The 22,388-nt window shown below is 48.8% G+C and carries 15 protein-coding genes; all 15 read right to left on the bottom strand.

Annotated elements, in window-relative coordinates; translation table 11 throughout:
- Positions 1-29: 29 nt before the first annotated feature.
- On the bottom strand, positions 30-503 hold the full coding sequence (locus BMW65_RS02285; RefSeq protein WP_245747453.1) for an RpiB/LacA/LacB family sugar-phosphate isomerase: 474 nt from the start codon (positions 501-503) through the stop codon (positions 30-32).
- Positions 504-722: 219 nt separating this feature from the next.
- Positions 723-1,553, bottom strand: coding sequence for a sugar phosphate isomerase/epimerase family protein (locus tag BMW65_RS02290; RefSeq protein WP_090602434.1), 831 nt, complete (start codon positions 1,551-1,553; stop codon positions 723-725).
- Between the two features lie 85 nt (positions 1,554-1,638).
- A complete protein-coding gene (locus tag BMW65_RS02295) occupies positions 1,639-2,910 on the bottom strand; it encodes a glycoside hydrolase family 99 protein (RefSeq protein ID WP_090602954.1) in 1,272 nt (423 codons plus the stop codon).
- A gap of 5 nt (positions 2,911-2,915) precedes the next feature.
- Complete coding sequence (locus BMW65_RS02300) at positions 2,916-4,157, bottom strand: hypothetical protein (RefSeq protein ID WP_143053774.1); 1,242 nt, start codon at positions 4,155-4,157, stop codon at positions 2,916-2,918.
- A 15-nt stretch (positions 4,158-4,172) separates the two neighbouring features.
- Complete coding sequence (locus tag BMW65_RS02305) at positions 4,173-5,444, bottom strand: hypothetical protein (RefSeq protein ID WP_218145323.1); 1,272 nt, start codon at positions 5,442-5,444, stop codon at positions 4,173-4,175.
- 14 nt (positions 5,445-5,458) lie between these two features.
- Positions 5,459-7,729 carry a GH92 family glycosyl hydrolase gene (locus BMW65_RS02310; protein ID WP_090602438.1) on the bottom strand — a complete coding sequence of 757 codons (2,271 nt, stop codon included), beginning with the start codon at positions 7,727-7,729 and terminating at the stop codon, positions 5,459-5,461.
- Between the two features lie 34 nt (positions 7,730-7,763).
- A complete protein-coding gene (locus tag BMW65_RS02315; protein WP_218145324.1) occupies positions 7,764-9,104 on the bottom strand; it encodes a glycoside hydrolase family 99 protein in 1,341 nt (446 codons plus the stop codon).
- A 34-nt stretch (positions 9,105-9,138) separates the two neighbouring features.
- Positions 9,139-10,137, bottom strand: a complete 999-nt coding sequence (locus BMW65_RS02320) for a family 43 glycosylhydrolase (protein ID WP_090602440.1) — start codon at positions 10,135-10,137, stop codon at positions 9,139-9,141.
- A 159-nt stretch (positions 10,138-10,296) separates the two neighbouring features.
- Positions 10,297-11,037, bottom strand: a complete 741-nt coding sequence (locus BMW65_RS02325) for a DUF3823 domain-containing protein (RefSeq protein ID WP_090602441.1) — start codon at positions 11,035-11,037, stop codon at positions 10,297-10,299.
- A 22-nt stretch (positions 11,038-11,059) separates the two neighbouring features.
- On the bottom strand, positions 11,060-12,988 hold the full coding sequence (locus BMW65_RS02330) for a RagB/SusD family nutrient uptake outer membrane protein (protein WP_177180961.1): 1,929 nt from the start codon (positions 12,986-12,988) through the stop codon (positions 11,060-11,062).
- 10 nt (positions 12,989-12,998) lie between these two features.
- Positions 12,999-16,139 (bottom strand): SusC/RagA family TonB-linked outer membrane protein, encoded by a 3,141-nt coding sequence (locus BMW65_RS02335; RefSeq protein ID WP_090602444.1) that lies wholly within the window; start codon positions 16,137-16,139, stop codon positions 12,999-13,001.
- Between the two features lie 175 nt (positions 16,140-16,314).
- On the bottom strand, positions 16,315-16,761 hold the full coding sequence (locus BMW65_RS02340; protein WP_143053775.1) for a hypothetical protein: 447 nt from the start codon (positions 16,759-16,761) through the stop codon (positions 16,315-16,317).
- 383 nt (positions 16,762-17,144) lie between these two features.
- Positions 17,145-19,091 carry an FG-GAP-like repeat-containing protein gene (locus tag BMW65_RS02345; protein ID WP_090602447.1) on the bottom strand — a complete coding sequence of 649 codons (1,947 nt, stop codon included), beginning with the start codon at positions 19,089-19,091 and terminating at the stop codon, positions 17,145-17,147.
- A 9-nt stretch (positions 19,092-19,100) separates the two neighbouring features.
- Positions 19,101-20,015: a sugar phosphate isomerase/epimerase family protein gene (locus BMW65_RS02350; protein ID WP_090602449.1), complete on the bottom strand. Its 915-nt coding sequence runs from the start codon at positions 20,013-20,015 to the stop codon at positions 19,101-19,103.
- 32 nt (positions 20,016-20,047) lie between these two features.
- Entirely contained in the window at positions 20,048-22,306 is a 2,259-nt protein-coding gene (locus BMW65_RS02355) for an outer membrane protein assembly factor BamB family protein (protein WP_090602450.1), read from the bottom strand.
- Between the last annotated feature and the right edge of the window lie 82 nt (positions 22,307-22,388).

The following is a 22,388-nucleotide window of genomic DNA, read 5'->3' on the forward strand; positions in this document are numbered from 1 at the left end:
GTAGTATTGCCGGCTATCCGCAGGCCGGTTTATGGTTTCATCCCTATCAGTGCCTGTCTCTCCAATGCAAGCACTTTCTGCAATCGCCGCTCAAAACGCTCCCCACCATCATAGCTTGCCTGAAGGAATGCGTTCGCCACTTCCCAAATTAGCATGGGCCCGATGACCCGCCCCCCTACACAGAGCAGGTTCATATCATCATGTTCCACACCTTGATGGGCAGAATAGGTATCGGTAATCAATGCTGCGCGTATGCCCGGTATTTTATTGGCCGCAATGGATACGCCTACGCCGCTTCCGCAGACCGCTATGCCCCTTTCTACTTCTTTATTCGCCACGGCACGCGCCAAGGGCACGATGATATCCGGATAATCATCTGCTGGATCAACCGCTAACGCGCCATAATCCTGCACCTCATACCCTGCACCAATAAGTTTGGCTATCAACTGGTTTTTCTGTTCAAAACCGGCATGGTCTGCCGCTACGCCTACCTTCATCGTCATACAGTATATCGATTACTTAGTACTTGCCGCCCTAATTTGGTATCCAAATTTAAGGCGGCTCAAGTTAGCCAAAAAATCCATATCGTGTTTAACGGTTATGTCAAAAATTATAACGACAAAAAGCCGGCTGATGTTTGAACAGCCGGTATCAAAGACAGAGGAAGGGTAAGCTCTGCTATCTCCCCGGTCTTGACAATCTCAAGACGCTCATTGGGGCATTCAGAATGTAAGTCCTTTCACATATTTTACGTTGCGTTCCATGCTCTCCATGGGAGTCGATCCCGCAAACTGCTCCTGCTCGATAAAGAGGTGGTTCATCCCGGCTTGTTTTCCGTTTTTGATCAGATTGACGATATCAAGGTCGCCCTTGCCCAATTCGACGCTGCGGCGACCGTCCATATCTTTAAGGTGCCAAAGCCCGAACCTACCCTTATATCTTCTAAAATAATCCAGTGGATCGTTGCCGGTGGCCACCATCCACCCCAAATCCAACTCCATGGTCACCAGATCGGAATCGGTGTGTTCCAGTAGGAGGTCATACAGTACCTGCCCATTTTCCTGTTGGAATTCAACACTATGGTTATGATAGCCAAAGATAAGCCGGTGTTTCTTGCACGCTTCTCCGGCTTTATTGAATAATTCGGCAGCCCGCTTGTAGTTGTCCGCGGTTTTACCCTCGTTTGGCAACGAACGGCAAATTAAGTATTCCTGCCCCGCTTCTACCGCATCTTCCATACTTTGTTGCCATTGATCATCCAGCGACACGTGCCCGCTGCGTACCGTCATACCCAGATCCTGGCAAATCTGCTTGATTTCCTTGGGTGCTAATCCATAAAAGGCTCCTTTTCCCGGCTCCGCAGCAGATTCAATATCGGTAAAGCCAAATGCAGCGAGTTGCTTCAACGTGCCTATCGGATCGGCCAGCATTTCCCCCCGCACCGAATACAATTGGAGTCCTACCTGCTTGATCTTGGCTAAGCTAAGCCCCTCGGAGATGCCCGCTTTCGCCAACGACGGTAATAACAGAGCGCCTACGGCTACTTTCTGCATGTCCTTTAAAAATCTACGACGTCCTTGAATCTTCATCATTTATTAAGTTAATCAACACAGGTTAGTTCCGCTCCATCCCCAGCCATTATTTCCGTTGGGGTCTTGATTCGTTATACGCTCCTTCCCCACGAATCCACGCCGCAGCTTGGCCTGCAAGCCAGAGGTAATGATCGGTGGGCAGATCATCTTCAATACCAATAAACCGGAGTCCTCCATCGCCATTGAGCGGCGTATCTTTCTCATTGGCGGCTTTGAAGATAGCCGTACCTTCATCAATCTCATCAAACATCGCGATGTACAATGACTTGGCTCCCGCTTGCTTGGCCGCGGCCACCTGCTGCCAGAAAAAGTCGCCTTTCAGGCGTGGTATCTGGTGGTATATCTTGGGATCTTGGTGCATGTTGCCCCAGCTGAAACCAGCAAAAACCAGCGGCACGTAGTCAACACCGTTGGCCGCACACCAAGCGACATCGCCAGCGACCACCGAAGGCTTGAATGTCTTGCTGTTATAACGCCCAACAGCCCAAGGCATTGCGATATCCGCTTTCTTGATGAGATCATGCAACGCAGTCGAGGGCTCGGTATCGTTGCCCAAGGTGCTCCAATAGTAGGGTACACCAAGCATGATGGAGACGTTGTGCTCAGGTGTTTTCAGCCGGTCGACCAACTTATCCACATCAGCGATAGTATAGCGCCTCCGGTCGTTGAATCCCACGCCCCAGATGGTCATCATGGGCTTTCCCCGATGCCATAGGTAGGTCGGATTGACCGCCGGATCCGTCAATTTAAAGGTCTGTACAAGCTCCTTCCAATCCGCCTCAACCAGTGCAATATCTTCACTGCGGCAACCACTGAGATCGTACATTACACTGATAGCCCTGCCGTATTTTTTTGCAGCCTTCAATGCATTTTCAAGTACTTTGTTGAAATGCCTTTTCCCGGATGGGTTTTTGATTTCACCCACGAAACGTTGCATATGCACCCCATCGATGCCGTATTCTTTCATCCATTTGAAGTGAAGGTCCACGCTTTCTTCGTCGTAAGGGCTGTACAAGTAGGCATCCCGGCCATCGGCAAACTTAAAGGGTGACTTATACGTCTTGGTATATTCCCTGATATCCGGCCAAAAATCCACATTGGTGCTCCCCGGCGCGAACACGCCTCCCCGACCCCGATAATGGTACCATCCCCGATTGGAGCCATCGCCTTCGGCCGCAAACCATCCTTGGTAACCGGCCATTACAAGCCCGGTGTAGGAGGCATAAACGGGTTTCACATTGTTTCCGCCCTGGGCAACTAAGTTTTGGCCCGTAAGCAACAAAACCAATGCGCTAATGATATGACTTATGCTTTTCATGATGTTCATTTAGTAGGTTGAATGATACGGTTGTATAGTTCCTCGGCATGATCTACGCATGCAACCGCCTGTATGACGGCGTTCGGATTATCCACGGTCAGCGGATCCGCTGCCGTATAATTGCGCATCCGGCATCCGAAAAGTGAAATGGTAAGCCGCTTATCCCCCTTCACCCAAAGGAAATCGTACGACTTCTCCAAGTTGGTGAGTGCACCGTTACCACCGGAAAATGCTTCCACATTCGAAATCGCGGTATGTCCTTGGCCTTCAATGATAATGGGACGGGTTTCTTCCAGTGTATTTCCGGCATTGGCGATAATGGAGCCCTGAGCAATCTGCCAATTCCGGTTTTTGGTATTCGAACCTTCTTTATAAATACCCACGGCAACGCAGTCCAGGTTGAAGTTGGTCAACTGACCATAGCTTTCGCTCCCGAGATGGATGCCGCCCCACGTGGCGAACGTAAATACATCCATTAATTGGGCATTATCCGTATGGTTGACGCTATAAGCGAATGTTTTGCGATCCACTACCGAGTCGATGACTGCCTTTGAAAAACGATATCCGATTTCGCGCATGATGGCCGGATTGACATGGCAATGCAGAAACCGTGGGATATCGTAGCAATAATCGATACGAATAAATTCGCCACTCAGCGGATAGCCATAGCAGTGCTCAATGAGGATCAACTCACACTTAAACTTGGGATCGGCATTGAAGTCCATGGCCACGTATTCGCCATAAAATGTCAAGTCAGCTAATTTCACCCCTTGCGTAAACGCCATTTTATTCAGCTGGATCGTCGGCGGATAAGGAATGACCTTAGCCGGGTCTTCCAGCTCCTGCTTTGAGTACCAAAACTGGATGCCTTCGATACGTGTACCAGATTCCACCACGATAAACGGTTTGCTGTCGTCGGTAATATTGAAGACGCTGCCCACTGGCCGTTTGGCTTCTGGATGGCGGGTGCCTCTTGGCGTAGGCCCATTAGCCCCTACCAACGAGACATTTTTTTTCAAGATAATGCCGCCGTCAATGGGGTAAGGAACCTCAACCGGTTCGATATACAGGGCGGCACCACTGCGAGTTGCCCAGTCTATCGCTTTCTGCAGGTTTTTTGCATTCACGGAGGCCTCATTGGTAGGCAGTACGCCAAACTCCTGGATACTCTTCATTTGTGCCTGCGCGGTTGACAGCATCACGGCTGCCAATAAGAGCATAACTAATACGGAACGTGTGTGTTTCATGGATCTGATGGTTAATTAATTCGTTTTCCCCCAGATGGCTTTAATGGTGTTTTCCTGGTTTTTGCCCATTGGGCAATTCGGGCCTTGGGTATTCGCCCGGTATCGGTTTGTTTCGGCCCCGGTAATGATTCGGCTTCCCGGCATTTGCAAGAAACCGTAGGGGTCAGTTTGCCGAACCCATTGGTGGGCATAATGGAGAAATTCATTCCGATAGTCCTCCGGTTGTTTTGAAAACCAGGTGATCTCATCGTATCCCCAAGCGTAATGATCTTTCCAGTTGGGTTCGTCACGATGTTTGCTGATACCGAAATTGTCAAATTCAACCAAGTACAGACTACGTTCACAAGACCATCCACTTGGCGTAATCCCTCCCATCGTCTTTTGGTAAATGCCATCGTAGTAACCTACTTCCAGTTCGACTTTTTGCGGCTCATCGATGATTTCCTTCAAACGGAGCGGAAAGGAGACATAGTCAAAGAGCAACTTTCCATCCACGACCATGCCACCGTTGGGCAGGTGGGAATCGCAAATGACCGTACCCCTACGGGCGACGGTCAAGGCCGATAACCGAACCTTATCCAACAATTCTTTCCAAGCCGCAAAACCGGCTTCACGACCAGCCATTGCCATCAGCTGTGCCTGTCCGAAATGGATGGCTTCTATCCCAATTTCCATGTACCTGCATGCCAGGTAATAGAAAAACAATTTCGTTTCCATTTGGGTAATATCCGGTACGCTGCTTCCCTTGCGCCAGTGGTCTACCAAACGGCCTTCTTTATTAAGCATCGCTTGATAAACAAAATTCCGTTGTTCTACCGGGAGACCAAAAGCTTCGAACACCCACACCGGCACGGGAATATCTTCCACGTTCTCGGTGACGATTTCAAAAACCGCAGCCTGGAAAACCACCGTGCTGTCATACGCATGGAAAGCATCAATAGCAGCCTTCGCATTCGCCCAGAAGGAAGGCATCAGGAAGAAATGCTCCTTGCCCCAAGAATAAACGGACCGACCAATGAATTTTGCACCGATATTTTTCAGCATCCGGATATCATCCTCCTTGTTTGGATAAGGACCGTCGTTGTAGCAGCCTTCGCTGGCTATTAATTCGGCCTGTGTAATGCTCCTGCTCAAGTAATTCGCCAGCACTTGCTGGGATATAATGCCATCGGCGAAGTAGTAAGACGAATCCGTGTCCATTTTTGATGCGTATGACGCGTACGTGTATCCGTGCATCGACAGCAATAGCAAGCAGGCGATAATCGGTATCCGTAATAATCTACTCATTGTCATGATTTACACTATCCTTTTGGTGCTGCGATACCCCACGATTCATTGGCTTTGTCACCCATCTCCAATTCCAGTGTTCCGCCATTGATCAAGTCTTCATGCGACAACCAAGGCGCATCCAATACCTCGCCATTCAATTTAGCGCTTTGGATGTATTTGTTGGTGTCAGAAGTATTCCGGGCAATCACCTCAAACGTCTTTCCGTTGGGGAGATTGATTCGTGCATGCTCAAATACAGGACTTCCAATGGAATACATCGGTGTACCCGGCGTAACCGGGTAAAATCCTAATTTCGAGAACACAACAAAGGCTGACATGCCACCCCCATCCTCATCACCTGGAACCCCCATGACGTCGTTGCGAAACCATTGCTTAAGCAGCGTTCGGATACGTTTCTGTGTCTTCCAGGGCTGGCCAGCGTAATTATACAGGTATGGAATATGGAGCGATGGCTCATTGGCCATCGAAAACTGGCCGACATTCCCGGTATGGTCTGGCAGTTGGGCATAAAATTCAGACTTTGATTTACCCAACGGGCGGTTGAACATGTCATCCAAGTTCTTTACAAAAGCGTCATTGCCACCCATCAATTGGATGAGATCAGGGATATTATGCTGCACGTCCCACCGGTAAACCCATGCGTTGTTTTCCCCATAGGATCCACGCGCGCCGAGCCCGCCGGAAAACACATAGTCAAACGGCTCGATAAATTCACCGTTTGCATCTTTAGGGTGGAAAAAATGAGTTTCCGGATGGAACAGGTTCCGGTAATTGAAGGACTGTTTGAGGAAAAATTCGTATTCTTCATTTTTTCCAAGTGCTTTGGCCAATTGCGCCAGGCACCATATATCATAGGATGTACCTAATGTCACCGCTACAGGCTGCCTTCTTTCGAAGCCATTGACTTCAGGAATGGTTTCTTGCTCTCCGTCCCGCAACGCCGGGATATAACCATGTGTTTTGAAAAACGCATCAAGTTCCCCTGCAGGTGCACCGGACCATGGTGCCAATGTTTTCTCCGTAATCGCGCCTTTAGCTGCCTGATAGGCCTTCTCCAGATCAAAACCGTCCAGCCCTTTTACATGGGCGTCCAGTAACGTTGCGACTCCGTGGTTGGAATTCATCCGTCGGCTATCCCCGTTAATTTCGGGGAACGTGGGCAGCCAAAACTGATCCATTTGCTCGGCCATCGTCACGAAAGAATGGAGGATGTGCTCTTCCTTCTCCGCGTCGATCAATACGTTTAGCGGGTGATGCGCCCGATAGGCATCCCAAATCCAATCATCCGTATAAAAAGGGGTACCGTTGTCATCATGTACCTGTCCGTCAAATGCGCTGAAATACCGGCCGTCTTCGGATATTTTTACGGGCCGTTCAAACGTCCGATACAGCGACGTATAAAAAACCACTTTATCATCGTCGTTCCCTCCGGACACATCGATTTTGCCCAGCGCTTCATTCCAAATTTTTCTACCGGCATCCTGCAATGCGGCAACATCGTAATCTTTTATTTCGCGGACTACATTCTCACGGGCCTGCGCTTCGTCGATGAACGAAATGCCATACCTCAAGCGCAACTGTTTTGTACCCTCACCAAATTGAAGTACCAAACAAGCATTCCGTCCTTCCGCTGTTGTCCCTTCAACCAACTTTCCATCACGCAGCACCGTTGCGTCGCTGGGTGCAACTTCCGGCTCCAGGTAAATATATACATTCGTATGGTTGCCGATATCCTGATGACCAGATAGGGCCTTACCGTCCCATTTCAGCGCTCCGTTTCTTGAATTGATGGATAAGAATACCGGTTTGTCTTGCTCGAAATCCAACTGGTACAGTGCAGACTGGTGTGAGGGAGCAAAGGAAACAGCTACCTGTTGCTCATCCAAATACACGGAATAAGCATAAGGTTTAATCGCTTCGTTGTCATAGCTGTAGGAAATGACGGGGCGCAATTCAGCCTCCTCGCCTTGAAAAGGGCTTAGGTTGAAAGCCGAACTACCCCTGTGGCTGGTGACGATAAGCGGCAGACCATTTAGTCGATCGCCCGTATAATCACGGCGCTCTGGATAAACGCGTAAAAAGCTGTTTGGAAGGTGGACAGTAGGATAAGTTGGCACCAATAGGTGACTGATATTGCCCATATAGGGATTTACATAATCTACGGGTGACTTGTCAGTCGGATCTGCTTGACCGCAGCCAGTCAGCCCCGCTGTGGCAAATAAGCAGATATAGGAAATCAACGTGCTTGTTTTCTTATTAGTTCTTCTTCTATTGGCTATCATATCATTTTATTATACATATTCTTTACATGCAAAATTACCGGTTCGGTTTGCTTGAGCCATAGCCTGATTCTCCATGAAACCAATTGGCCGCCTGTCCTGTAAGCCACAGGTAATGATCCGTTTCTAAGTCTTGCTCGATACCCATAAACTGCAAGTGCCCATTTAGTGGCACTTCATTTTCGCGTGCACATTTAAAAATGGCGGTACCCTCGTCTATTTCGTCAAACATGGCTACGTATAGCGACGACGCCCCCGCTTGCTTGGCCCCTGCCACTTGCTTCCACAGAAAATCACCTTTCAATCGGGGAATAGCATTATATAGCGAAGGATCGTTGTGCATGTTGCCCCAGCTGAATCCGGGGAACACCAAAGGCACGTAATCTATACCGTTTTGCCTACACCATATTACATCTGCTACCATCGTACCTGCGGTATTGTTGTAGCTATCGTTGTCATATCGCCCCACCGCCCACGGCATGATAATATCTACCTTTCTGATTAGTTCATGCAATGCAGCGTTATTTTCAGTGTCGTTTTTCAACTCCCGCCAATAGTAGGGTACTCCGAGCATAATGGATACCTTATTAGATGGCCCTTTCAAGCGGTCGACCAATCGGCTTACATCACTGATGGAATATTGCCGGTTGTCATTGAATCCCACCCCCCATATCGTCACAAGGGGTTTTCCATTGTGCCGAAGGTAGGTGGGGTGTTCAAAATTGTCAAACAAATCAAACTCTTGTTGCAATTCGTTCCAATCCTCCTCCAAATAGGCCACATCTTCACTATTGGAACCGCTTAAATCATACATCACGCTGATAGCCCGTTCGTATTTTTTTGCTGCTTTCAGGGCATTGGCCAGTACTTGGTTAAAATGTCTTTTACCCGCCACATTGGACGGTTTGATCTCCCCCACAAACCGTTGCATATGCACACCGTCCAATCCGTATTCCTTCATCCATTTGAAATGTAGGTCTACACTCTCTTCGTCATAAGGGCTGTATAGGTAGGCATCCGAGCCATCTGCATATTGGAAGGGGGATTTATAGGTTTTTGTGTATTCAGCGATGTCCGGCCAAAAATCAACGTTGGTAATGCCGGGCTGAAACGTGTTGTTCGGCCCCTGATAATGGTACCAACCCCTGTTGGAACCATCTCCTTCCGCAGCAAACCATCCTTGATATCCTGCCATGACTAATCCGGTATAGGACGTGTATAAACATCCCGTTTCATCGTAAACAGCTTCGGGAACTTCTTCGGGCTCATCGTCGGGATCTTTAACCGGATTGTTGTCTTTTGAACAGGCAATCCATAAAAAAAATGAACAAACAAGAAGGGCAAGGTTGAAAAATCTGTTGTATCGAACGACCATCATAATTGGAAAATAATTGATATTTTAATCTTTCCGACTATTTTGCTATCAGGCTGGTTTGTTTAACTTTCTGGATCGTACCATCCGCATTGTAAAACAGTTTATCCACGCAGACAGACCGCAGCCAGTCGTTAAATTCTCCGTTTGCTTGTGACAGCTCACTATTATGGTAGAATGCATACCATTGCCCCTTGTATTCCACAATGGAACCGTGATTGGTGTAGCTATTGGTCGGTTCCATATAAATACCCATGGATTTCCATGGACCCAACGGGTTATCGCTGACCGCATACCGCATGCGGTTATCCCCTTTTACCCCATCGTTCCAATTGTCATCGTGGTTATCGGAATAGGACAGGTAATACTTGCCGTTATATTTATGTATCCACGTCGCTTCATGGAAATCTTCCAATCCTTCCATGACGGTCAATGTGCCGTCGATTTCCACCATATTGTCTTTTAATTTTCCTCCTTTGCACATACCACCACCGCCTTGGTAAAAATAAGCCTGTCCGTCATCATCGATGAAGACATGTGGGTCGATCAACGCATCCACGTCTTCCAAATATCCTTGTACCTTAAAATCCTTTGCCGGATTTTTGCTGGTAGCAATGCCTATTTTCCATGTCTTGTTCCAGTCATCGCCGCTCGGGTGCGGAAAATAGAAGTAGTATGTCCCATCCTTGTACACGCAGTCGGGGGCCCACATAAATCCACCGTCCTTACGTCCCCAGGGAACATCACTTGCCCGCAATATCTCGCCGTGATCGGTCCAATTCACCATGTCGTCCGTAGAAAAGACATGGTACTGATCCATCAAATCGCAACCGCGTGGAGGTGCGATATCATGTGAGGCATAAATATATAACCGGCCATCGTCCCACACTCTTGCTGAGGGATCGGCGGTATACATATGCCGAATGATGGGGTTTTCTTTATTTTGTGCAAAAATATGGGAAAAGCTGATAATAGCAATCCCGGCCGCCGTAACCAGTCCTTTCCAATTCATGCTACATTGGGTTCGTTCGTTCTTCATGACGTCTAATAACTAAAATGGTTGTTCACCACTGTGTCGTGATGAACAACCATAAAACTTACCAACTATCCCATCGATTACCACTCCATTCAGGGTGATCAAATGACCTTAACACTGCCAAGTGGTAATCTTTAGGTGTATTCATCTAGCCAAAGCGGATTATCGGGGAACGTCTACTTTAACGATCTCCGTATAGTTATATTTCCGATTTGCATCGTTCACGTTAGCCCCCAAACGGACGTAATACGTATACCCCGCTTTTACCGGCAATGGGCCGATGGTATACACATTACTGGTTTCGGAATCACCCACCTCGTCTTGCCAAGATTTGTTGATTTGTATCCGTTTGTTGGAATACTCACCAATGTCAATGTTACTATTCGCACCTGCACCGCAAAACGTCGTGAGGCTCAGGAATGGCTTGATCTCAACGAGATTCGGCAATCCCGTCCGAATCGGCGCCCGCAGGCGGCATTTCAGCGTCAGGTTCAGTCCGTCCAGTGACGTTTCAAAATCGAGCAATTGCAGGTACGGCGTTACGGTGAAATCCTGCTCCGTAGTTCCGTTCAGGGTAACGTTTTTTACGGTATCCGTAACCGGCCAGAACGGACCTCCGTAGGGAAGCATGTCGTAGGTTCCGGCAAACAGTTTACTGTTGTTATAGGAACCATCCTGCTTCACCGGCAAATTTTGGTTGGTCGGCTCCGAGGCCGTCCAGCTTCGTTCCCAGATACGGATACTCCAGTCATTTTGAGAGGAAAGCAGGTTTTCCCCGGTGTACGAATCAATGACACGTCCGTGGATACGTGCACTCGGAGCATCCCAGTTGTCGGTCTTGTAACACGAGGTAACCGACAATAGCATTACGCCTAAAATTGAATAGATGATTAACTTCTTCATAATACTTGTATCAACACGTTAATTAATAAAGCGGATTCTGTGGCAGCAAGTTATTGTTCTTGCCAATTTCACCCCAGGGAATCGGTTCATAATAACAACTCTTGGAGGCATTCCATTGGCGGTTAAACCGGTTGTCTTCGTCAAGGTAAATGTATTTCCCTTCGTCGGCCACATAATAACAGCTCAGTAGCCGTTGTCGGAAATTGTTCAGGATCTGGTCGGCCGTCCGCCAGCGGCGGATGTCCCACCACCAGTGGTTTTCAGCATATAGTTCGCGCTGGCGCTCGTCGCGGATAAACTGCAGCGATTTCTCAAGGGAATACGTGTAGTTAGCCTTGTTGATGGAACCGATGTTCGTCATCGTCATGTCAATGGCCGGGCGAACCACCTTGGCGCCTGCCCGTTCACGGATCTTCTCGATGTAATCAAAGGCTTCCTCGCGTCGACCCAATTCATACAGCGCCTCCGCGGTATTCAGGTAAACCTCACCCAAACGGAACACCACCCAAGACTGATCACTTCTCCAGTCCCGGACATCAGCGGTCGGCATGTCGGGATTGATGTACTTGCGGATAAACGCCGACCCGAACGCATTATTCTCGCCGCCTTGATCCTCGAAATTCCCATGTGCACCGGTAATGGTATAGGTCACGCCGTTGATTTCTGTAGTCCAGCCCTTACCGCCCAAAATGCGGTTGCCGTTGCTGTTGATCGGTGCCGAATTCACACCACGTTGGATATCAGTGGCAACACCGTCGAATGTCCGGTAGATGCCCCGCTGGATGCTGAACGTCTTTCCCCGCAACTCATCCCCGTCCAGGTACATGGTGCCGAGCGCCCGGGGTTCCATTCCATCGCGGATGTCACCGCGGCTGTCAAAGCGAACGGGGGTTCCGTCTGGGTTGGTGTAGGCCGGCATGTCGTACAATTCCATGAAGTCGAGTGGCACGAAGCTTTCTGCACCGACAAAGGAGGACATATCGGGTGCCGGAGACATCAACGCGTCGTAATTATGCTGCAACGCGTTGCCACGCGGCGAATTCCTATTGTATTCTTTGACAAAGATGGTTTCCGGCGAACTGGCGTCAAGGAACAGGCTGGCAAAATTTGTTGCCTTGTCTGCATGTTTGTTATACAGGGAAAAAGGACCCGTTTCAATCAATTTCCCGGCTGCCACCGCATACTCGAAGAACTCATTTGCCTGTGAAGGTTCCATGCCTGCCAAGCCTTGCTGGGTAGCAAGTTCAGTGGCCTTAAATCCCAGTGATTCGGTATATTTTGCAACGGAACCGGCGTATAACATCGCGCGAGACATCAAGGCGGCGGCTACGTATTTATTGGCACGGCCGGTTTCCTTAGTATCGTCGGACATGTTATCAATTGCAAATTGCAGGTCGTCGTGAATGAATTTCCATGTATCGTACTCCGTATTACGTGACACGTTCAATACCTCAGGACCTGCCAGCGGATCCTGGACTTCGGTTACGATCGGAACCCCGCCGTAACGCTTCGCCATGCCGAAATAGAAATAAGCCCGTAGGAAATGGGCTTCGCCCAACAACTTATTAAACGTCTCGTCGGGGAACTTGTCTTTATAATTCGGGAAACTTTGGATAAAGTTATTCACTTCGCGGATGCGGTCGTACGGCCAGTAGCCGAACCCATCGTTATCGACACTGATCCAAGTATTGAAATACTCGCCGCTCATGGCACCCTGGCTGTTTTTCTCCGTAGCCCAGTCGTTTTTACGGTAGCCGTCGTTCGCGTAATACTGAAAATCTTCAATGGGCAGCCAATTGTAAAGCCCGGTGAAGTACATCTTTACGCCGTATTCGGTTCCGAAAAGTTCCGGCTCACCCATGATCCCTTTCGGCTCCAAATCCAATTGCCGGCATTGGGAGAATACGAGCGCACCTAACAGTGCGATATATGCTAACAATCTCTTTTTCATCTTCATAATTTTAGAATTTAATGCTTGCACCAAACGTGTACGTTTTATTGTTCGGATAATTGTACAAGTCAACATCACCCACCCCGGGTTCGTTGTTGATCCGTTGACCCGGACGTTCCGGATCCATGTGATCAAGCCCCGTAAACGTCAGCAGGTTGTATCCGCTGAAATAAATCCGCAGGTTCTTTACCCCTGCTTTCGATACCCAACGATCAGGCAATGTGTACCCCAATTCGGTGGTTTTCAGCCGTATATATGCTGCATTCTGAATCCCGTTCGTTCCGGTGCGGCGACCATCGTGACCGGTAACCGGGAAAAATCCGGGGATCCATTCTGTGCTTGCGTCAAAATAATCGGCGTTCGGATCAACCGGACGCCAGCGGTCCATGAAAAACGACAGCGTATTTTGTTCGCCGAAGGGTAACGCCTCAACCAGCAGCTCGTTGTACTTCACGAAGACACCATGTACCCCCTGAAAATCGAGCGCAAGATCGATCCCCCTCCACGAAGCACCCAACGAAAGGCCGTAATTGAAAAGCGGCAACCCGATGGAGGCGATGGGGTGATTGTCCTGATCGTTAATGACTCCGTCTTCGTTCCAGTCGTTCAGGTACCAGTCGCCCGGCAGCGCGCCCTGTCCCTGAGGGACGGAGAAGTTGCGGATGTCCTCATAATTGGTGAACATGCCGCCCGATTCCGTTCCCCACCAGATATTAGTGTAACGGCCTGCGGTGCGGTTCCGCCAATAATCATATGAATTGTTGGCTGGCGTTTCGAGCCAATCAGTTCTTTTTATTCTGGTGGCAGAAATCTGGCCGCCTACGTTGTAATAAAATTCGTTGACCCGGCTGCGGTAGTCCAGCGAAACCTCATACCCGAAGTTTCGGTCGCCATTGAGGTTTTCCTGTGGCAAATTGGCCCCTACGGTCGCCGGAATCACTGCACCGCTGGTGGCCAGCAGCCCCGAACGATCACGCTGGAACACGTCTAACGTAGCATTCAGTTTGTTCTGCAGGAAACCTACATCCAAGCCAACATTATACGATTTGATGTGATACCATGTTAAATTGGGATTCGGGATGGGTTGCGTGGTAACCCCTCCTTGAAGACCGCCACCAAACACCCATCCAACCGCGTTGGGGTCAAGGTTGTAACCCAGTGTCGGCGGATAGTTACCAGCTGCATTATCGTCACCCATCTCTCCGTACGAAGCGCGGATCTTCAATTCATTCACGAAGTCCACATTGTCTTTCATGAAATTCTCCTGGCTGACGCGCCAAGCGCCTGAAACCGACGGGAAGAATCCGAAACGCTTTCCTTCGGGGAAGCGGGACGATCCATCGTACCGGAATTTGAAGGCGAACATGTACTTAGACGCATAGTTATAATCGATCTGGCCCACCATCGATTTGCTGGAACGGTCACCCACACCGCCGCCCTGCGCACGCTGATTGGCGTCTGCTCCTGCAAACAGGTATTCCGAATCGACGTGCATTTCCCGGAACGCACTGAAGCTATCCCAATTGCTGTAGGTTTCTTCGTAAAGCAGGAAGTTGTTAAAGTTATGCAAGCCAAAAGACTTGTTGTAAAACAGACCTAACTGCATGTTGGTATTGTTGTTAATGTTGACCCCCCGGGTGACCGTGGCCGGTGTACCTTTTTGAATGGGCGAATAGGTATCGCTATCCCGATTATACTGATAGACGGTGAACACACGGTGGTAGTTATGGTAATCGGGTAAACTAACCGCGTAATCATACGATCCTTTTGCAGATAGGCCATCCACTCCCGGAATCTGATATTCCAGCTGGAACGTTCCGTTGAACCGGCGATCCTTATTGAGGTTGTACCCTACGTAATCGGCATCGGTCTGTACCATCGGGTTCACACTTTCGTTCAGCACCTGAGGATCACCATTGGGATACTGCGGGTTGTCGTTCGCATAGAAAGGCGCATTCGGGCGGGTCAGCCATGTGTTTTTATAAGCCGTCCAATCGACGCCATTCGGCTTCGTGGTATTGAGCATGATGCCGCCGAGGGATACCCGGGCTTTCAACCGTTTGGTAATCTGTGCATCAATATTCGAACGCATGTTCCAACGATCGGAATTGTAATCGTCGCTTCGATAAGAACCGGATTGCTTTGAATAACCGAGGTTAAAGAAATACCGTATTTTGTCACTGCCTCCATTTACACTCAGGTTATGTTGGGATTGCGGCGTGGTTTTCTTAAATACCTTATCCATCCAGTCGTAGGAGGTCAATGTGCCGTCCAGGTAAGGTTGGAATTGTTCCTCGGGTACAAGGGGATTGCGGCGCACCATGTAGTTGCCCCCGAAATCCTGCCAGTTTCTCTCGTTTCTTAACGTAAAATAGTCAATGGCATTGGTTGTTTCAGGAACATTCAAAAACTGTTGCAGGGAAGTGTTGGTGCTGAACGTAATGTCTACCTTTCCACCCATGTCTCCGCCGCTTTTGGTGGTTACCAAAATGACCCCGTTGGCAGCACGCAAACCGTAAATCGCCGCAGTACCGTCTTTCAAAACCGATACGCTCTCAATTTCATCTCCGCTCATCCGTGAAAAATAATCTTTGTCGCGGGGAATACCATCCACCACCACCAACGGATCACCCATCCCACGGATATCGAGACGCGTACTGTAATCGCCCGGCGCGCTGCTTCGCTGTTGAACACGCAAGCCGGGTACTTTACCGGTCAGCATGTTTACCACATTTTCGTTTTTTGTACGGACCATGTCTTGGCCACTAATGGATGACACCGCTCCGGTTAATGTTGCCTTTGTCGTCGTAGCATATCCCGTAACGATCACTTCGTCAAGTTCGCTCGCGTCGTCTTCCAATTGAACAGTGATGGAAGTCCTGCTTCCAATTTGTTCGGTCAGGGTAGCTTTACCCACGTATTGAAAAACAAGTGTTGTTGCTTCGGCGGAAACCTCGATACGGTATGCGCCTTCGTCATCCGTTGACGTGGCCCGTTCTTGCCCGGTGGCGGTATTGGCTGTAACGCTCACGCCGGCCAATGCTTCGCCAGTTTGCGCATCAGTAACCCGCCCCTGAATGGTCCGTGTCTGCGCGAGGCCATATAACGGAGCGAGCATAATTAATAAAATAAGGTATGTTAGTTTTTTCATCCCACAATAAATAATTGGTTAATAATTGCTGATTAGGTAGTGTCTGAGCACCGATCCATTGTGCTTGATTCACCCAGATAAGTCTTGCATCGCTGGGCGCAACATCAAGTGGGGGGCGGATCATTATTGATTATTTTCATTTTCAGAAATTCAATATGGTTTTATAGTTAATTAGTTATGGATAAGATACGGCTACTACTGTTGCAGCGATATTGCTAATGGTGATGTTGTAGAAGGTGTGATAGTAAACATTATTAACGGTATACGAATCATCATCATCAGATATATAAATATTGGCAAACACACTACTCGTACTGACGGATATGTCATACGTGCCGGTGGGTAACGATACACTGGGAGCACCAGTACTGTTTGCCGGTACGACCAGATTATAGGTTTGACTGGTAGACGTATTGATGGCAGTTATATATACACCAACACTTAAGTTGCTGATGCCCCATAACGTACCGTTAGCTAAGGCTGCAGCATCCATTTTTTCATCATACGCTTTGTTTAGCGCAGTTTCGTCTGGTTTTGCCGCTGTTTGTGTTTGTGGTTCTTTTGCAACTGCGGATGTAGCAACCATAGCTCCACCCAGCATTAATAACATTAATTTTTTCATCACAAAATAGATAATTAGTTAATAATAAATAATAATTGATTCGGTAATATTCGGGCTGATTTCCATCCCCGCGTTGTTACGCCCAAATAGCTTTTGCGTTTAAAAAAGACTATTTCGGTGACGGGCCATCATTGGTTATTATTTTCATCATCATTATTGGTTTTAAATTAAATTTTCATTCGTTCATCCTGTTCAGATACCGTTTCATCAAGCGGCTCCGATGCGTGTCAGCGATAAACAATATTGGATCAAAAATTTATAATTGTACGCGTTGGTTACTACAGCTTCTAATATCGTTTCAAGATTACACGATTGCCAATAACAAATAATTAACAAAAGATTAACAACGATCTTAAAATAACCACAACTCACACAACAAGCTATTAATCAACACTTTTATTCCAAAAAATAAATGTACCCCGATTTGTAGATGAGACAATTTCCAGCTTGCCGTCACCGTTTAAATCCACAGCTAATAGATCCGATCCGGCACCCGAACGATTATGCACCAACTCCGGTTCGAACCGCGCCCCGCCCGGCGCACGGGTATCACGGACCGTGCGGAAGCAATACAATACTGCCGCCCCGTTCGGATCGGGGTCGAGATGCGTATCCAGGTGCGACCAATACCGCTTTCCGGCGATGAAGTCCGATATGCCATCGCCGTCAATATCGGCGAACGTCGTACCATGCAGCTGCGAAAATGTAACGCCCCCCGCGTTGTCGGTCGAATAATCGTCCATGATCAGGTGGCGCTGGAACGTTATCTCGCCTGCTTCGTCACGTTGTTGTTCGTACCAGGCTAAACCAAAGCCATGGGCGTTGAGACTGGTTACGACATCATTGTAGCCATCGCCATTGACATCGTACACCGCCATGATGCTACCGCCCATTCCACCGCCACGATGGCCGTACCGTCCAAAAGCTACAGGATGGTATGTCCATGTGGAGTTCGCTTCAAGCTGTGCGGGCTGCTCCCACCAACCGTTGGGATTGGTGATATCCGGTCGGCCATCACCATTGATATCCCCTACGCCAAAACCATGGGCCGTGTAATATCCTGTATCAGAAACCAAATAGGCTTTCCACGGTTTGGTGGGATCCGCGGGGTCAAACTTCGCATATTTCAGCAAGCGGTCTCCACTGGTCCCGTATATAATTTCAGGGCGGCCATCGCCGTCAAGATCAGTAAATACCGTTACCTCAGAATTGATGTTGCCGGGAATAACCGCGTGCATATCCCAGCGACGCGATTCACCTTTGGGATTGAGGTATAGCCTGCCAAATGGTGCAGCCGAAAATACATCCGTCCAACCGTCGCCATTGAAATCGTACGCATATTGGCAATTCACCTCGGAAAATTGCTGGGAAGGATTGTACGTGACGCCTTGGAAAACCTCACGATATGTCGTGTAATCCGGCCCATAGTAAATGTGGGGGCCCGCTACCACATCCATTATGCCATCCCGGTTGAAATCCGCAGCAGCCGAACTGAACGAATAATACATATCGCTCAACTGCTGTACGGCAAACCGCGATGATGTCTGCTCCTTAGGTGTAGACCGAAGTGCCAGATCTTTATACTTAAAATCCTTATACCGCACCTCGACATCGCCTTTCACATATAATGCTATCGGCCCAAAATTCCCAAATTCCGCATCCGCTGCACCACCAGGGCCATTGCCGTCGTTGATGAATCCCCGCAAGATATTCATGTCCAACACACATTCCAATTGATTCCATTCGTTGGCCTGAAAAGCCGTTTCCGGGCGCGGAATAGGCAACACCGGTCCCAACTGCCCACCTGCATTCCGTTGGCCACCACCGCCCCCTTGACCGTTGGCTGTGTTCCGTTCATTGGGATCAGGTGGTGGAGCTACCCGCATCATGCCACCAGCACGCCGTAAAAGCGTACGGCTCTTCTCCCTGCCTTGCGCATCTATCTCCACCCCGTATGCAGCAGCTTCGTCCGTTTTCAACGACACCAGCACTCCCTTCATACCCGATTCGGTTTGCTCTGCACGGAATAGCACACCCGCTTCTCCATCGCCGTTAATCTTGACCAATGTATTGATGGTCACATCCTGAAACGATCGGTCGAGCATCAACCAACCTACGGCCGATGTATCGTGCCCCTTGCCTACCAGCTCACCATCCACGGCCTGCCATTCGGCCGTTCCCAAGGCGTTCCAACCCGTCAAACTGGAGCCCTTAAACTGGTAATCGGGCACAAAACTAAGCCCCCGTCCATTGGTTTCACCCGCCATCTGTCCCCAGGATAGCTGGATAGCACAAACCATGGTTATTACGATGTTAAGCATCCTTTTCATTAGGAAATATTATTTTATATTGTTTTTTACGTGTTCGATACCCCATTTGGCTACTTCATCGTAGTCAATATCCTGGAATTTGCCACTCCATTGGGCAATCATATACGTGCCTTTAAATCCAGCCTGCTCAGCCAGTTGGATACATTTGTCAAAATCATACGAGACGTGATCCATTCGGTCATTAAAATCCACCATTTTAGCGGAAACAATATGAGCATAAGGCAATATCTTAGCCAGGGATTCCATCATGACTTCCGTGGTATACTGGGGAATATAATTGCCAAAGTCCGGCTCCGTATATACCCCCGACCCCTTGACGATTTGCACATGTTTATCGGCGTCCATCTCTATTCCGAAGTGGTTGGCCGTAATGATGGTCAGGTTTTTACGTTTAGCATAACCATTCAGTTCCTTCAACGATTCGATGCTTTTTGCTACCGAACCTTTGGGCGAACCGGGATTGATCCGCACACACTCCGCACCAAGAAAAGAAGCTGCATCTATCCAGGCTTTTACATCCGTGATGCTCTGCTGCCGTTCGCCTTCATCGGTAGCAGCCAAATTATAAGCAATCCGATCTATCTGCACATTAAGCAACGTGGTCTTAGCAGATTTGATTTTATCACGTAGCCTGGCCAAGTAGTCGGGCTCCAATGACTCAAAATGTTCGTTCCAAAACTCTATTTTGCTTATACCGAATTTATCGCGATGGTATTCGGGCACATCCAGCAAGGTCAGTTCGTTCTTAATCGTATCCCATTCCTTGGGCTTGGTACGTTCAAAACGATACCGAAACAGCAGCGTGCCGAGCGCAATGCGTTCCATCTTGTCGTTGGGCAATTGGATCTTGCCCAAGGCAGGTGCCACCCATGCGGATAATACGATTCCACCAGTTTTGAAAATAAATGTTTTTCTATCCATCATTCATGTATTGATTCCGTATTCCCCTTCCTAACTCAATTACCTTTTTTGGGCAACGCATAGACGATATACCCTTTAGGCACACCAGCTTCATCTTTCGATTTATCTTTCAGGCTACCGACGGAGCATACCACCAGATATTGTTTACCGTCCACTTCGTACATGGCGGGAAGGCCGCCTGGATTGTTCCTGCCCAAGTCAGTAGACCATAATATACGCCCATCATCCGTATCGTAAGCATATACTCGACCGTCCAAGCAAGTGGAAAAAAGCAAGCCTGTTGAGGTGACAACCATTCCCTTGCCCTGCGAACCGTTGGGCATGCTCAAGTCGCTACTGCCGGGTATGCTGTCATCGTTTCCAAGGGGTATCTTCCATTTGATCTTGCCTTCGTTTAAGTCATAGGCAACGATAAGCGACCAAGGAGGCGTGAGCAGGTTTGGTACCCCCAGGCCCCAGTTATTGGTTTCGACATATTCAACCCTTGGCCCGGTGTATTCGCTGGGATAGTCGGACATACGCCCGCCTAATGATGGTAAATCAACGGGGACACCGCCTGATGCAACTACGGGGCCCTCCGGCAGGTCTGCTTCGCCCCCCTGGTTTCCGGGGCCACGTTGCGCTTCGGGAGTCAGGTATGCATAGATATCAGCAATCTCCGTTTCCGTCAGGTGTGGGAAACCGGGCATCCGCCCTTTGCCAACGGCCATGATGCCTTTAAAGGCTTCCGTGTTCACGCGTGTGCTTAAGTTCACCAGTGTTGTTCCCAATCCATTGATGCCCGCCCGGTTTTCGCCATGGCATGTTTGGCAATGCTGTGCATACAACACCTTTCCTTGCGCCAATCTTTCAGGAGAAACAACCGGATTGCGCCCGCCACCAAAACCACCGGCACTCCGCGGCGGAGCAGGTTCGCGTTTTTTAAGGCTGTAAAAATCGGCCAGCTCCTGTGTCTGCACATACACAATGCCCTTTTGAGGATCTGCTGCGGTATTGCCGAAGTTCGCTCCGCCCACTGCGCCCGGATTGGTCACGATTTCATAACTGGCCGAAAGCGGTTGGAACAAGCCATTCTTTGCCGCAGCCACGCGTGCTGTCCATTTTGTTTTATCTTCTTGAGAAAAATAGGGATTGATGTCATCGACGGTCACGATTTGCCGATTGAATGGCGGCACAACGGTCGGAAATGGCTGCGTAGGCCAAGCCTGTTCATCGGGCATATCGCTGGCTGGTACGGGCCGTTCTTCTATCGGCCATAACGGTTCGCCGCTAACCCGATCAAATACGAAAAGAAAGCCGTGTTTGGAAGCAATGGCCACTGCATCTATTTTTTTTCCATCGTGGTTGACGGTAATTAACTGCGGAGCCGCTGTCAGGTCATAATCCCAGATATCATGATGGACGGTCTGGAAATGCCACAGCCGTTTGCCCGTTCGTGCGTCCAATGCCAAAATACAATTACCAAATAAGTTGCTCCCCGGCCTATCTGCGCCATCGTAGTCATATGTCGGGGAGCCGATGGGAAAATAGGCAATGCCGCGATCCGCATCGACAGAAATTTCACCCCACGTATTGGTACCGCCCACATATTTATAAGCTTCCTCAGGCCAGGTATCATAGCCGTATTCACCGGGATGCGGAATGGTATGGAACACCCAGACCAACTCACCGGTGATGACATTATAAGCGCGGAGGTGGCCGGGACCTGAAAACAGGTTTTCGCCGGGAGCAGACCCCAGCAGAATCAAATCCTCAAATACCTTCCCCGGAGTGGTCGATGTCGCTCGACCAAATGTAGCCGGGTCGCGATCCAACCCCTGCTTAAGGTCTACATACCCGCCATTGCCAAAAGTCGTAATGGATTTGCCCGTATTGGCATCAATTGCTTGCAAGGTATTATTGAGGCAAATCAACAGCCGCTTTTCTTTCTTATCCTTGCTTTGCCAAAAATTAACGCCCCGTTGGATAATTCCCCGCAAATTGGCATGTATCCACAGTTCCTTTCCCGTGACAGCGTCGATGGCAACCAACGAATTATTTTTGGCCAGCACATACATCACACCGTCCACAATGACCGGGTTGAACCGATAATTTACATTGTCATCGGTGGGGTATACAAAAGCGACTTCCAATTGATCGACATTATCTTTGGTAAACTCTTGGTAGTCGACATATTTCGAGTGGTCAGGCCCACCCCCATAGTCATTCCATTCCTTATACCGTGTATTGTCATTCGAGCATCCACAGCATATCATAGCAAACAAAAAGGTTGAAAAAACCGTAATCCTAAACATGATTATCTTCAATAGTTATAATTGGTTTATAGGCTTCCCCTTGTTAAATCGATTTAGTCAAGCCAATCTACTAACGCTATCA

The sequence above is a fragment of the Parapedobacter koreensis genome, assembly GCF_900109365.1.
Classification (GTDB): domain Bacteria; phylum Bacteroidota; class Bacteroidia; order Sphingobacteriales; family Sphingobacteriaceae; genus Parapedobacter; species Parapedobacter koreensis.

Excerpts from the sequence above, each read along its gene's own strand:
- BMW65_RS02285 (WP_245747453.1), bottom strand. The coding sequence starts at position 503 with ATGACGATGAAGGTAGGCGTAGCGGCAGACCATGCCGGTTTTGAACAG.
- BMW65_RS02290 (WP_090602434.1), bottom strand. The coding sequence starts at position 1,553 with ATGCAGAAAGTAGCCGTAGGCGCTCTGTTATTACCGTCGTTGGCGAAA.
- BMW65_RS02295 (WP_090602954.1), bottom strand. The coding sequence starts at position 2,910 with ATGAAAAGCATAAGTCATATCATTAGCGCATTGGTTTTGTTGCTTACG.
- BMW65_RS02300 (WP_143053774.1), bottom strand. The coding sequence starts at position 4,157 with ATGAAACACACACGTTCCGTATTAGTTATGCTCTTATTGGCAGCCGTG.
- BMW65_RS02305 (WP_218145323.1), bottom strand. The coding sequence starts at position 5,444 with ATGAGTAGATTATTACGGATACCGATTATCGCCTGCTTGCTATTGCTG.
- BMW65_RS02310 (WP_090602438.1), bottom strand. The coding sequence starts at position 7,729 with ATGATAGCCAATAGAAGAAGAACTAATAAGAAAACAAGCACGTTGATT.
- BMW65_RS02315 (WP_218145324.1), bottom strand. The coding sequence starts at position 9,104 with ATGATGGTCGTTCGATACAACAGATTTTTCAACCTTGCCCTTCTTGTT.
- BMW65_RS02320 (WP_090602440.1), bottom strand. The coding sequence starts at position 10,137 with ATGAAGAACGAACGAACCCAATGTAGCATGAATTGGAAAGGACTGGTT.
- BMW65_RS02325 (WP_090602441.1), bottom strand. The coding sequence starts at position 11,037 with ATGAAGAAGTTAATCATCTATTCAATTTTAGGCGTAATGCTATTGTCG.
- BMW65_RS02330 (WP_177180961.1), bottom strand. The coding sequence starts at position 12,988 with ATGAAAAAGAGATTGTTAGCATATATCGCACTGTTAGGTGCGCTCGTA.
- BMW65_RS02335 (WP_090602444.1), bottom strand. The coding sequence starts at position 16,139 with ATGAAAAAACTAACATACCTTATTTTATTAATTATGCTCGCTCCGTTA.
- BMW65_RS02340 (WP_143053775.1), bottom strand. The coding sequence starts at position 16,761 with ATGAAAAAATTAATGTTATTAATGCTGGGTGGAGCTATGGTTGCTACA.
- BMW65_RS02345 (WP_090602447.1), bottom strand. The coding sequence starts at position 19,091 with ATGAAAAGGATGCTTAACATCGTAATAACCATGGTTTGTGCTATCCAG.
- BMW65_RS02350 (WP_090602449.1), bottom strand. The coding sequence starts at position 20,015 with ATGATGGATAGAAAAACATTTATTTTCAAAACTGGTGGAATCGTATTA.
- BMW65_RS02355 (WP_090602450.1), bottom strand. The coding sequence starts at position 22,306 with ATGTTTAGGATTACGGTTTTTTCAACCTTTTTGTTTGCTATGATATGC.